Here is a 13,243-nt window from a genome sequence, read left to right as displayed (position 1 = left end):
CACGGGGTCCAGTCTTTTTTATTTTTTCTGGATCCCGCGATCAAGTCACAGGATGACATTCATTTTATTTCTGGATTCCTGCTTTCGCAGGAATGACATCGGTTGCCTTCTCATCACCTGGCAATACATAACTCGGGCTATGCCAGTGCGAGCTAAAATCAAACTCACGATATTCTATGTCTAAATCGACCGGTTCATAAGCTACTTTCTTTAGCTTCTCATCATATTTAACTTGTGTATAGCCTGTTAACGGGAAATCTTTACGTAATGGATGCCCCTCAAATTCGTAATCGGTTAGTATGCGTCTTTTATCGTCATTGCCCTCGAAATTTACCCCGTACATATCATAAACTTCACGCTCATACCAACAAGCGGCACTAAATATATTCATTGCTGAAGGTATAGTTTCTTTTTCAGATATATATACTTTTATTATAAGACGCTTATTTAATTTTAAGCTTAATAAATTATATACTACTTCAAACCTTTTATAGTCAATTGATTTGGACTCGCCTACATTGTCGTTCATCGCTCTCCTATTAGTTATAGGCTTCGCGCCTTGCCCCTTGTAGCCAAGCCCAACTGAATTGACTACGTTATTCTGAGGAAAATCAGCCCCAAATAAATCAGTAAGTAAAGTGAAGCGTAATTCTTCCGATTCTTTTAAAGCTTTTAAAAACGGCAATAAAAAATTCGGCTCGATTTTATAAGCTAGGTAATCTTTAACCGTGATCGGAGTTATTAAAATGCTAGATTTAGCTGCAAGTCTTTCAATGAGTTTGTCTAGCGTCATACTTAAAACCTGTAGTGCGTTTAATTTTTTTCTGTAACTGCATAAGTCCGTAAATTAATGCTTCGGCGGTAGGAGGGCAGCCAGGGACATATACGTCAACCGGTACGATTCTATCACAGCCACGCACTACCGAATAGGAAAAGTGGTAATAGCCGCCGCCATTGGCACAGCTACCCATTGAAAGCACCCATTTAGGTTCAGCCATCTGATCGTATACTTTACGTAGAGCCGGTGCCATTTTGTTAGTAAGCGTTCCTGCAACTATCATAAGGTCGGACTGTCTTGGACTTGGTCTAAATAACATACCGAAGCGATCCATATCATATCTACTTGCTGCTGCCTGCATCATCTCAATAGCACAACAAGCAAGCCCAAAAGTCATAGGCCATAAGGAATTAGCTCTCGCCCAGCCTATAACGTCATCAACTTTAGTGAGTAAGAATCCTCTATTAGAAAGCTCATTACTTAATAATTCGTCTTCTTGATAAAAATTATTTTTCATATTACTACCAGTCTAAAGCTCCTTTCTTCCATTCATATATGAACCCGATAATAAGTACGAATAAGAAAAATATCATTGAGAAAAAGCCTATTTTACCTATCGTATTAAGACTAATAGCCCAAGGCACTAAAAATGCAATTTCAAGATCAAAGATAATAAATAAAATAGCAACTAAGTAAAAACGTATGTCAAATTTTGATCTTGCATCGCTAAAAGGCTCAAAACCGCACTCATAAGGTTCTAGCTTATCTTTATTATATTTTTTTGTCGATAATAGGTTAGGTAGAATCATTATTAAACCGGAAACCAATACCGCAATACCGAAAAATATAGCAATCGGTAGATATTCGTGTAAAAGTTCTGAGTTTTGTAGCATATGTTTTGTATTATATTTTTCCGTCATTGCGAGAAGAATTGCACAGTAATTCGACGAAGCAATCTCAGGATATTTGATGAGATTGCCACGCAGCCTACGGCGGCTGCTTGCAATGACGTAGATTTAATGACATTTAACTCTATATTTACCTCAAATAGCATCAATTATCAATGACAATATCAGGTTTAACTAGTAGCTTCATTAAAACTAGTACCCAAATACCGCTTGATATCCACCATATTTGCCAAATATTATATGAAATCATGCCGATAATATAGTAATTTATAAAACATGCATAGGAAATTGCCTTGAAATTTTTATTTTTGAGATTACTAATTTGTTTGAGATATTTATAAACTAAGCATAAAAATAATATTAAACCTATTATACCAAGTTCAAGAGTAATTTGTAATATATTATTATGAGGATGAAGCGGCAAAGGATGCCATTTTTCTCCGTTGTAATCGATCATTTCACTATCACCAGCTTCGATATATTTAGAAGAAGCTAAGCCATAGCCTAAAATCGGCTTTTCAATGATTTTGTTTGCGACGAAATGCCAAATAAATAAACGATGAGCAGCGGAAGGTTGTGTAGCTAAATATTTTTCAGATAAATCTCGTGGTTCTATTTGTTTAGCTATCACAGGAAATAGTAATGAGCCGGTAATTAAACTTATTGCGATTAATTTGAAAAATATCGGCTTCATAAATCTTGTTAAAATAAATATTACTCCTCCTATACCGAAGCCTAAAAAACTTGCTAAACTATCGGAAATACTTAGTAAATAAAGCACTAATATATATAGCATTAAGGCATGTCGTTTTTTACCGTTAGAAAGTAAAATTATAATCGCTACCCAAGCGGTAATTGAAAGTAAAGCACAACCACGATCTAGCATATATAAGCCAAAACTAGCTTTGAATATTCTTGTTAAAAATCCATGAGAAGAATATTCGATGAAGAATAATAATATTGCTGTGAGAATTCCGAATATTAAGGCTTTTTTAAGCTGTAAGCGATTTTGAAAAGGAGCAGAATTACTAACTGCAAAGCTAAGAAATAAGAGTATAGAAACTTGAGTAAAAGTAGCTAAGCTATTAATAAGATGAATTGCGAATAAACAAGATATAAAGCACCAAGCGGTGAATAACATTGTCATCCCGTGAGCTTGTAGCGGGATCCAGTCTTTTTTTATTTTTTGGATACCGTGGTCAAGCCACGGTATGACATTGTTACTGGATTGCCACTCTCCTTTCAGTCGCTTGCAATGACGATTAATACCTCGCAGGAATGATATAAGCAAAAAAATTGTAACAGTAGCTGCAGCTGATAAGCCCGTCAGCATTCCAAGGCTTGGAATTAAAAATATTAAACTTGAAATTAAATATTGCATCTAAAAACAATCTTTAGCAAAAATTTCGTAGATTGGGTGTTCAAACGTTGAAAGTGAAATGCTTGAAGAAATCATCCATCCTTGAAAGAGTAAATTAGGATCTTCGTCTATTTTATATTCCGTTATGGTCATCAACAAATAATTATCTTCATTATATGGATCAAGGTTTTTTATACATTTGTGCAATTTGATTTTTATATTACCGAAATATTTTTCTTCCCCGACTTTAAAATCTATCTCTTCAGAAGTAGCAGTAATGTTATTTAGAGCAATAATTTTGCCATTTGTATAATTCTTAAACTCAGAACTATCATTAATATTATCGTTTGGATTTAAAATAGGATGATTTTCATCAAGAGGGATAAATACGTCATTTTCAATATCTTCGGTTGTAGTAACCGACTCTAAATTTTCTGCGAATATAGGAAAATTAATGCATATAGTAATGATAAAAATAATTTTTAGTAATTTCATAGATAAATATATTATTTTTCAAAATTATATACTATAGGGGATTAATGGCAATGATAATTTATGATAAGGTTTTAAGGTCATTGCAAGCGATTTCAAGGAGGGTGGCAATCTCAGGAATCTTGCCTGAGATTGCTTCGTCAAAACTTACAATTTTTCCTCACAATGACGATGTAGGTACAATATGCTCCACTCTAAAGAACTCTTAAATTCTATTTTACGACAGGATTTTCATAGTTTTATGATTAAGGTATTTAATATTATTAATCCTGGAGCGGAGTATTATCCAAGTAAGCATATAAGAATAATTACCGATTATTTAAATGCCGTGCAAAGCGGTGATATTAATCGTTTAATAATTAATATACCGCCAAGGAGCTTACAATCTATTTGTGTTAGCGTTGCTTGGCCTGCTTATTTATTGGGGGTTAATCCTACCAAAAGGATTATGGTTGCCAGCTATTCTCAAATACTTAGCATTAAACACTCACTAGATTGTCGGTTCATTTTAAATTCTGATTGGTATAAAGAACTTTTCCCAAGTACTATCCTTAGTAAACCCCATAATCAAAAAAGTAAGTTTTTAACGACAGCTAATGGCTTTAGATTTGCAACATCGGTTGGAGGATCGGCAACAGGTGAGGGCGGTGATATCTTAATTATCGATGATCCTCATAACCCCACGCAAATTCATTCTTATAAAATACGTAAGAAAGTTATAGATTGGTTTGAGCAAACTTTTGTTAGCAGACTAAATAATCGTAATAAGGGAGCGATAGTTTTAATTATGCAGCGTCTGCATACGGATGATTTATCCAGTTATCTACTTAATAATAGCAATTCATGGCATCATTTAAAAATTCCGGCTATTAGCATTCAAGATTACTCCTTTAAATTAATGAATAAAGAATATCAATATCTTAGTGGTAAAGTATTAGACAGCTATAAAGAACCTCCTGATTGTTTAATGAAATTAGAGCAGGAAATAGGTAGCTATAATGATAATGCTCAATATTTACAAGAACCGATAGCACAAAGGTCATCGTTACTGAATATGGAAGATATTAGCTTTTATGAAAATCTACCTTCAAGATTTGATTATTTTGTGCAAAGCTGGGATACGGCAATTAAGATTTCCGAAGATTCCGATTATAGTGTTTGCACTATATGGGGGATTCTTGAACAGAAATATTATCTAGTATCATTAGTACGGAAAAAAATTAATTATCCTGAGCTTAAGAATTTGACGGAAAAATTAGCTAGAGAATATCAGCCAAAATTTATATTAATCGAAGATAAAGCAAGTGGTCAATAATTGATTCAAGATATAGGATTTTAGGTGGTAATATTAGAGTGATAGGGGTTAAGCCAAGCTTTGATAAAGTTACAAGATTCGCTTCGGTAGTGCCTTTATTTCAATCAGCTAGTGTTCTAATACCTAAACAATCAAGCATAATTTTAAAGGAATTACTGAATTTTCCTCATATTAAAAATGACGATATAGTAGATTCAGTTAGCCAGTTCTTGAATTTTATGAAGGATAAATCGTTTAAATATCCTGCAAGGATTAGGAGTTTAATATAAAAATAGTTGCTTTTTTGTATGGATGTTGGTAGTATTCATATCATTCCCGTGAAAGCGGGAATCCAGTAAAAATACAATTATCCGTTTATGTATTCCTGCTTTCGCAGGAATGACATAGGATTGTGGTATGACACTGATTAGGCTGGGTAGCAAAGTGGTAATGCCGTGGACTGCAAATCCTCTATTCGTCGGTTCGATTCCGACCCTGGCCTCCATTATAGAAATTAAAACATCTTATGGAATTTATTGCGCAATTCCTAGAAATGCTTTTAGCCGAGAGAGCATTGTCAAAAAATTCCATACTTAGCTATAAGCGTGACTTATTCGATTTTCAAAATTATCTTGCTAAACAAAAATTATCCGAATTAAATATTACTACTGAGAATATTAGAGACTGGATTGAGTATCTAGCAAGTAATGATTTGCAAACACGCTCAATCAACAGAAAAAGCTCAACTATAAAAAGTTATTATGAATTTTTAATTAGCGAAAACCATACCGCTTTTAATCCGGTTCTTAACGTAGATTTGCCCAAATATCAAAATAAACTTCCCAAAATATTATCTATAGATCAAATTAAATCGTTACTTGAACATTGCTCTCAAGATAATTCTCCTGAAGGTATCAGGCTTAATGCTATGATGCATTTGCTTTATGCTAGCGGTCTTAGAGTCTCGGAGCTTGTTAGTCTTAAGCTTGCTGATATTCTGACTAATAAAACGTCTAAAGGAGAAGTAAGAAAAATATTTTCGGTACTTGGTAAAGGTAATAAGGAAAGAGTCATAGTAATAAATGAACAGGCAGTTATCAGTATTGCTAAATATCTTGCAATTAGAGATGTTTTTGTGAATAAAGCTAAACCAAGCAATCTAATTTATTTATTTCCCTCATCAGCTTTAGCGGGTTATATGACTAGGCAAAATTTTGCTATTCTGTTAAAATCTGCTGCCCTTTATGCAGGACTTAACCCTGAGTATATTTCTCCGCATATATTACGTCACAGTTTTGCAAGTCATTTGCTTGAGGGCGGAGCAGACTTAAGAGTAATTCAAGAGCTGCTTGGTCACGCTGATATATCTACTACCCAAATATATACTCATCTTCAAACTAATCATCTCAAAAAAGCATTGTTGCATCATCCTCTCAATCATAATTTATCTTAATCTTCTATAAAGTACTTGTTAATATTTCTTAACTAAATATAATATTCCTTTTTAATGTAAGGAATAAATTATATGAAGCTAAAAGACATTATGCTTTCTTGTATTAGTAAACCTAAAGAAATTGAAAAAGAATATTCTGGATTAGCTCAAAAGAAAGAATCAGGATGCAATGTTTATGCCGGGTTAGGATACAAAAATCAAGAAGTAGAATTTGGCAACTATTATGAGTTACTTAAAAAAATTCAACAAGGAGCAATAACTTTAGAAGTTCTAGAAAATTTAAGGAAATTAAAAATAGATGATAAAAAATCTTTTCTAGCAGGTGCAGAAGAGATGATATCTAACAATAGGTTACATGAGCTTAATGCAAAAATAATGAAACATGCTTTAGATTTAGTTGATTCTAAAGATGCAGCTTTTTTACTTCGTAGAACAAAAGAGGATAGTATATTTCGAGATCTAATATATTTAGAAGCAAAAGAAAACAGGTTTACTGTAGAAATTGATAAAAAAGGAACTTTGAAAATTAACTTTCCTAGTAGGGTACTTGAGCTTTACAAGCTATTAATTGATAATTTCTATTTGAAAAAATTTGAGGAGGAGAAATTGCAGAAAAAATTATATCAAGAATTATTACCTGATTTTCAAATTCCTTTTGAAGAACTAGTTGAAAAAAAGGAATTGCAGAAAAAATTATATCAAGAATTATTACCTGATTTCAAAATTCCTTTTGAAGAACTAATTGAAAAAAAGGAATTGCAGAAAAAATTATATCAAGAATTATTACCTGATTTTCAAATTCCTTTTGAAGAACTAAATTTTTTTGAAAATTTTATTGAATGCTTAAAAGAATTTTATATTAAAAATAGTTTAGCACGAAGCATAATGGGTTTATTTGTAAGCAGAGATATTAAAGAACATGCTGTATGTGAAGAATTACTTGAATTAGATACATTTAAAAAATTATTTGAGGCAAAAATGTCATTATATGGAACTTCTGCTGATTCTAAATTATTAGTGGTTGATTATGTATTAAATGATGTACAAGGTGTTTATATTAGCAATTTAGCATCTTCAAATATTTTAGATTTAGTAATGCATAGTCAATCGAATAATGAAACAATAGAATCAATAGAAATTTTGGGTAATAGCTAAGGACTAGTATGACTTGCTAGATACTGTCTTAAAGTTTTGATTATAAATATAGTAAAAACATCTAGAAATTAATTTGATCTATCATTATTATTTAAATAATTATAAGTGAGATTAATACTAAATATGGCTACAAAAAATAAAAAAGGAACAGTGAATATTGAAACAAAAAATTTAGCAAATTTAGTTATCCAAGAAATAGGTAACAGAAATTTTGATTTTGGTGTTTTGCAAAAGATGCAGCAGGCTTTTAGTACTGCAAGTAAGCAAAAACAAAGAGAAGCTTTTATAAGTTTGTTAGATAAAAAGCTTAATAAAGAGCAATTACATAAACTCAATCAAGCAATAATGGAAAATGCAAATGAATTAATGCCGGATAACGATCCTAATTTCGTTTGTCGTACTCCTAATAATAAAGTTTTTCAAGAAATATTATTATTGGAAGCCAAACGCTCAGGTATGAAAGCAAAATTTAATGATAAAGGAGAATTACAATCTCTTGATATAAAAGATATAACACAGGAAATATTAGATCACTATCGTATTTTACAAGAAAAATTTTATCCCAAAAGAGATTCTAAAGATTTGATAGATAGTAGAATAGCTCAAAGTATTAATTTTTTATTATATGCTCCACTTTTCCGAGAATCAGATATATATACAAAATTAGGTTTAAAATCTGCTGAGATAGAGCGAGAAATACAAGATCCTAACGGTAAGTATGCTAAACAATTAGTAGATGCTAAAATAGGAACTAATATAAATTTTAATACCAAAGAAAATTTAGAAAATAAAGCACATGAAGGAAAAGAAACTAAGATATCTTCAATAATTGAAAAAGCAATAACAAAACTCGAGAAAGACAAAAAAGTAAATATTGAAGATAAGAGACAAGGAGAAATAAAAAGGCATTTATCTAAATCCTTAGAAGGAGCTTCTGATTATATATTAACATTCAAAAAAAATGATTTAGTAGATGTAATATATCAAGGATTAGATAAAAGACAAACTTGGTGGTCAAAGATTGTTAATTATATAGGTATAAAATCATATTCCATTTCTAAAGAAAATCTTGAGAAAATAGGCACAATAATAAATAGTGAAATGAACAATTCTCATACTCCTTTAAAGATAGAAGTACAAGAACAGTTAAAACAAATCTCAAAAGAGTTAAATAGATTAAATAATCCGGCATTGCAGTTAGAGGCTAAAAAGGTTCAGGCAAAATCTAAAAAACCGCCTGTTCCTCCAAAACCTGAACACCTCAAAAAAAGAAATCATGGATTGTGATGATTTTGTTGTGTGACTTGAAAAATACAGTTGTCATCCCATGATTTATTCACGGGATCTAGCTTAAAATACTAATAATATTAGTATTTTTTATTGTTTTTATGGACCCCGTGGTCAAGCCACGGGGTGACACAGTAGATTTTATTGGTCCACACAAGCAAGCCTTTTGCGGGAATGACATTAATCCCTACAATAATTTATAATTTATTACTTCCCATAATATTATAACCGCAATCTACATAATGGATTTCACCGGTAACACCTTTAGATAATTCACTAAATAAATATACTGCTGCTCCTCCTACATCTTCTTGGGTAGTATTACGTTTTAACGGTGCGGTTGCAGCGTGAGATTTAAGCATAGTACTAAAATCAGCTATTGCACTAGATGCTAAAGTTTTGATAGGTCCTGCCGAAATAGCATTTACCCTAATATTATTTTCTCCCATATCGTTTGCTAGATATTTTATACTAGCCTCAAGTGCAGCTTTGACTACTCCCATAACGTTATAATTAGGCATAACTTTTTCAGCGCCGTAGTAAGTTAATGTCACAATGCTTCCGCCGTCATGCATTAAGGCTTCTGCGGATCTTGAGAGTTCTAAAAGAGAGTAACATGATATATGTAAAGAATTATGAAAATTTTCTAAGCTAGTATCAACATAACGTCCTTTTAATTCATTTTTATCGGCAAAAGCCATACCGTGAAGTAAGAAATCGAAGCTACCCCATTTCTCTTTTATATCATCAAATAAATTACTAATTGATTTTGGCTTCGTAACATCCAGTTCGCTAACAACATTACAACCTATTTCCTCAGCGAGTGGTTTAACTCGTTTTTCTAGTACTCCCGATTGATAAGTAAACCATAGCTCTGCTCCATGTTTTTTAGCAAGCTGTGCAATCGCCCACGATATTGACATATTATTTGCAATACCTGTAATTAAGCCTTTTTTTCCTTGTAGTAATCCTGTAGTCATTTGTTTACTCATTATATTAAAACTTGCTGAAATGATAGCATGATGTATTATTTTGTAAACAAATAATCGATAAAAATGTATAAACCTAAAATCATATGTTTACTGCTAGGGATATTAAGCGGTTTAGTTTTTGCTCCGACTTTCTTTATACCGGCATTATTAACGTTATCTTACTTATGTTATATAGTTCAAAAATCCGAAAATTGGCAAGAAGCCACAAAATTTGGTTATTTATTCGGTTTTGGGCATTTTTTAAGTGGAATATATTGGATAAGTATCGGTGTTAGCGTTTATATTGCAGATTTTTGGTGGGCAATTCCTTTTGCGTTATTTGGACTACCTATAGTTTTAGCTTGCTTTATATCGGCAAGCTGCACGCTTAGTTTTTTTGCTAAAAATAATAAATATTACCAATTTATATTCTGTTTATGTTGGGTATTATTTGAGTGGGTACGTTCGTGGATTTTTACCGGTCTTCCTTGGAATTTGATCGGTTATGCTTTTTCGTTTTCAGATATTTTAATACAGCCTTTAAGTATAATAGGGATATATGGGCTTAGTTTTATAGTTATATATATTTCTACATCAGCTTATCCTTTATTTAGCAAGCAATTTACTCAGTTAAAAATATTACTAGCTAGTTCAGTCCTAGTATTAACCATAATTGTCATTTACGGAGCAGTAAGGCTAAGTAATAACCATACAAATTTCACTGATATAAAAGTACGATTAGTGCAACCTTCAATACCTCAAACCGAAAAATGGAATGAAGAAGAATTTTGGCATAATTTAATGCTACATATTAATTTATCGGAAAATTTGGAACCTACCGATTTAATTATTTGGTCTGAGGCAGCATTAGTAGTACCTGATGATATACCGCAAGTTAAATCAAAATTATTAAAAATGCTAAATTCTACAAATGCTATTTTGATAACAGGAGGAATTTCGGATAATAAAAAACAAGGTGATGAGTTTGAACTTTACTCAGCTATGTATGCTCTCGATAAAAATAATCATAAATTATTTGAATACCATAAATCACATTTAGTACCTTTCGGTGAGTATATGCCCCTTAAAAAGATACTACCGTTTAAAAAATTAACTCATGGTTTAATTGATTATAAAGAAGGAAACGGAGGGCTTGTTTATCTTGAAAAATATAATCTTAAAATTAAACCTTTGATTTGTTATGAATCTATTTTTCCTGATTTTGTACGGACGAATAATGAAATAGCCGATGTAATAATTAATATTACAAATGATGCATGGTATGGTAAATCAAGCGGTCCATATCAGCATTTTCATATTAGTAGAAGTAGAGCCGTAGAGAACGGTTTACCTATGATTAGAGTAGCGAATAACGGTATTTCAGCTATAGTAGATCCTTTTGGCAGAACAATAAAAAAACTAAATCTAAATGAAATAAATTATACTCAAGGTTTAATTCCTAAAAAACTAATCTCTTCCACTATATTCTCGCAATTCGGTAATTTTACTATTCTATTACTCATCGTTTTTATACTTTTAATTAATTATTTATTAGCCTTGATTCTTGATAACCAAAGGGTTTTAGCATTATTATATTTAATTTTTAATAATTAAAGCTTATTGTTAAAATGAATGATTCAATAAAACATCCAGACAAACTCGCAAGTGAACGTTTAAAAGAACGACGTCTTGCTGTAGGTATTAGCCAAAAAGAATTAGGGCAAGCTTTTTAGATATTAGTGCTCTCCAAGTTAAAAGCTGACGATGAAAATACTCCTAATAATAAAATTGAATATCTATTCAAAGAAATAGAAAGTGATTTCTTAAATAATATTGCTGAAGAAGAAGGGCAATATGAACATGACATCTCTTTTGATTATAAAGAATTATCAAGGATTATGGAAAGAGCACTTTTATCGTTAACTAGAGCATTTACTAGAGTACAAAATCCAAATATTAGAAAAATGATCATTGAACTTGTCAGATCAGTATCGATACCTTGTGAATAATATTTAAATTTTCATTGACTTAGCATTACCAAAGTATTAACCCTTGTTAAGGTTTAGTAAATTCTGAACCGTCAACAATTATTAAGTATATTGGAGGAAGTTTATGAGTAAAAGTAAGGCTATCGAAAATAACGGTATTAGTAATACCAATAGTCCAAACGGTAAATATATGGCTCCAAGACCGGAAGGAGTAAAACCTAACTGTGTAGTAATTACTTATTCTGTAAGCAAGGATATTAAGGCTGTTCGTGAAGTATTGGATGAGCGAGGTGCAAGTGTTCATTAAATAATTGATAAGGATGGGACTCAAAAAGAATATCATAATGATTTAACAGATCAAGCTTTTTATGCAGGCAAGAGTAGTTGGAAAGGAGAAGTAGGTGTTAATTAAGTTTGGTATTGGAGTCATGCTTATTAATGATGCAAAAAGTGATTTTCCTGAAGAGCAAATAGGGAAATTAAAAGAATTTCTTAAGGATGTAGCAGAAAGATATCCAAATTTAGATTTAAAACATGATTTAGTCGGTCTTAGTGAAGTAACTGTAAACCGAGAAGGAAATGCTCATATAGCTCCTGGATCAAAATTTCCTTGGAAAGAATTAGCTGAAGCTGGTTTTGGTATATATTTTGAGACTACGCAAGAGCAAAAGAGTGAATTATTATTAAGTCTTGATAGTACTGGAGAAAAAGTTAATACTTTACAGGAAAATTTAAAAGAATATGGCTATGGAGTAGAATCCACAAGTACATTTGATCAATTTACTCAGCAAGCAGTTAGAGTATTTAATGATCGTTATGGTACAGGTTTACCAAACGAAGAGCTACCTGTAAGTTGGACTAAAGCAGGTCAAGATGTTCTATCGCAATTACTAGGGCAAACGGTATTAGAACAAACAGAAAATGCATAGTTTAAGAAATGAATTCCTTTTTCATTTTGTAAGCCTTGCTGCATGGGTACTGAATCGTCATTAAGAGGATGAATGGCCTGTTTAGGTCATTCCTGCGTGGATCGATTCCACCCCTGTCATCCCGCGACTTGATCGCGGGATCCAATTTAAAATACTAAAAATTTAGTATTTTTAATTTACTTTTATGGATACCGTGGTCAAGCCACGGTATGACACCAAATACATTTTTCGATCCATGCAACAATGTTATACGGGGATGACATCGAGTAGGTTTTTTGTAGCCGTGCAACAACTTTATGCAATAATAACGTTTCGCAAAAGCGGTCATGACATCGAAGTATAGGCTATCTCAAGTAATTCTTTTAGGCAATACTATTTATTGGTTATTGTCATAATCTTAAAATGGTGCTAAACATTAAAATTAAGAGGCTATCTGTAAATAAGTTTTAATTACCAATTAAAACTTATTTACAGATAGCCTCTAAGGTAGAGCTTTCTTGACTATTTAGCTTCTAGTCAAAGAAAGATAAGTTTTTTATCTTTACTTTATATTTCTACAGTTAAAAATATTTATGATATCTTTAAAGGTTAATAGTTTAATACAAAATTAGCGTTGGCGTAGATAATT

The 13,243-nt window shown here is 31.8% G+C and carries 13 protein-coding genes, 1 tRNA gene and 1 pseudogene; 9 read left to right on the top strand and 6 right to left on the bottom strand.

Features of this window, described 5'->3' with window-relative positions:
• Positions 1–64 precede the first annotated feature (64 nt).
• The 5 genes from O6R16_RS03460 to O6R16_RS03440 form a co-directional block, all read right to left on the bottom strand.
• Positions 65–793 (bottom strand): NADH-quinone oxidoreductase subunit C, encoded by a 729-nt coding sequence (locus O6R16_RS03460; protein WP_499680019.1) that lies wholly within the window; start codon positions 791–793, stop codon positions 65–67.
• Complete coding sequence (locus tag O6R16_RS03455) at positions 771–1,295, bottom strand: NuoB/complex I 20 kDa subunit family protein (RefSeq protein ID WP_419086949.1); 525 nt, start codon at positions 1,293–1,295, stop codon at positions 771–773. The genes O6R16_RS03460 and O6R16_RS03455 overlap by 23 nt, the downstream gene beginning before the upstream one ends.
• 4 nt (positions 1,296–1,299) lie before the next feature.
• Positions 1,300–1,671: an NADH-quinone oxidoreductase subunit A gene (locus O6R16_RS03450; RefSeq protein ID WP_499680018.1), complete on the bottom strand. Its 372-nt coding sequence runs from the start codon at positions 1,669–1,671 to the stop codon at positions 1,300–1,302.
• 160 nt (positions 1,672–1,831) lie between these two features.
• Positions 1,832–3,067 carry an O-antigen ligase family protein gene (locus O6R16_RS03445; RefSeq protein WP_499680017.1) on the bottom strand — a complete coding sequence of 412 codons (1,236 nt, stop codon included), beginning with the start codon at positions 3,065–3,067 and terminating at the stop codon, positions 1,832–1,834.
• Complete coding sequence (locus tag O6R16_RS03440) at positions 3,068–3,541, bottom strand: DUF2155 domain-containing protein (protein ID WP_004995979.1); 474 nt, start codon at positions 3,539–3,541, stop codon at positions 3,068–3,070. It lies immediately after the preceding gene.
• A 238-nt stretch (positions 3,542–3,779) separates the two neighbouring features.
• Here O6R16_RS03440 and O6R16_RS03435 point away from each other — a divergent pair, with 238 nt between their 5' ends.
• The 6 genes from O6R16_RS03435 (at position 3,780) to O6R16_RS03410 (ending at position 8,727) form a co-directional block, all read left to right on the top strand.
• Positions 3,780–4,853 carry a phage terminase large subunit gene (locus O6R16_RS03435; RefSeq protein WP_499680016.1) on the top strand — a complete coding sequence of 358 codons (1,074 nt, stop codon included), beginning with the start codon at positions 3,780–3,782 and terminating at the stop codon, positions 4,851–4,853.
• A gap of 38 nt (positions 4,854–4,891) precedes the next feature.
• Complete coding sequence (locus tag O6R16_RS03430) at positions 4,892–5,122, top strand: hypothetical protein (protein WP_499680015.1); 231 nt, start codon at positions 4,892–4,894, stop codon at positions 5,120–5,122.
• Between the two features lie 140 nt (positions 5,123–5,262).
• Positions 5,263–5,337, top strand: a tRNA-Cys gene (locus O6R16_RS03425).
• A 21-nt stretch (positions 5,338–5,358) separates the two neighbouring features.
• Positions 5,359–6,285 (top strand): site-specific tyrosine recombinase XerD, encoded by a 927-nt coding sequence (locus O6R16_RS03420; RefSeq protein ID WP_499680014.1) that lies wholly within the window; start codon positions 5,359–5,361, stop codon positions 6,283–6,285.
• Positions 6,286–6,357: 72 nt separating this feature from the next.
• Positions 6,358–7,440 carry a DUF5410 family protein gene (locus tag O6R16_RS03415; RefSeq protein ID WP_499680013.1) on the top strand — a complete coding sequence of 361 codons (1,083 nt, stop codon included), beginning with the start codon at positions 6,358–6,360 and terminating at the stop codon, positions 7,438–7,440.
• Positions 7,441–7,563: 123 nt separating this feature from the next.
• Entirely contained in the window at positions 7,564–8,727 is a 1,164-nt protein-coding gene (locus tag O6R16_RS03410; protein ID WP_499680012.1) for a DUF5410 family protein, read from the top strand.
• A gap of 197 nt (positions 8,728–8,924) precedes the next feature.
• Here the strand turns inward: O6R16_RS03410 and fabI are convergent, their stop codons facing one another.
• Complete coding sequence (gene fabI / locus O6R16_RS03405; protein WP_499680085.1) at positions 8,925–9,707, bottom strand: enoyl-ACP reductase FabI; 783 nt, start codon at positions 9,705–9,707, stop codon at positions 8,925–8,927.
• Between the two features lie 75 nt (positions 9,708–9,782).
• Here fabI and lnt point away from each other — a divergent pair, with 75 nt between their 5' ends.
• The 3 genes and pseudogenes from lnt (at position 9,783) to O6R16_RS03390 (ending at position 12,615) form a co-directional block, all read left to right on the top strand.
• Entirely contained in the window at positions 9,783–11,312 is a 1,530-nt protein-coding gene (gene lnt, locus O6R16_RS03400) for an apolipoprotein N-acyltransferase (RefSeq protein WP_499680011.1), read from the top strand.
• Positions 11,313–11,437: 125 nt separating this feature from the next.
• A complete protein-coding gene (locus O6R16_RS03395; RefSeq protein WP_499680010.1) occupies positions 11,438–11,707 on the top strand; it encodes a hypothetical protein in 270 nt (89 codons plus the stop codon).
• Between the two features lie 103 nt (positions 11,708–11,810).
• Positions 11,811–12,615: pseudogene (locus tag O6R16_RS03390) on the top strand (N-acetylmuramoyl-L-alanine amidase).
• Positions 12,616–13,243 lie beyond the last annotated feature (628 nt).

This window comes from Candidatus Rickettsia tasmaniensis (genome assembly GCF_036857515.1).
GTDB lineage: Bacteria > Pseudomonadota > Alphaproteobacteria > Rickettsiales > Rickettsiaceae > Rickettsia > Rickettsia rickettsii.
This window is presented reverse-complemented; position numbering and strand designations above follow the sequence as displayed.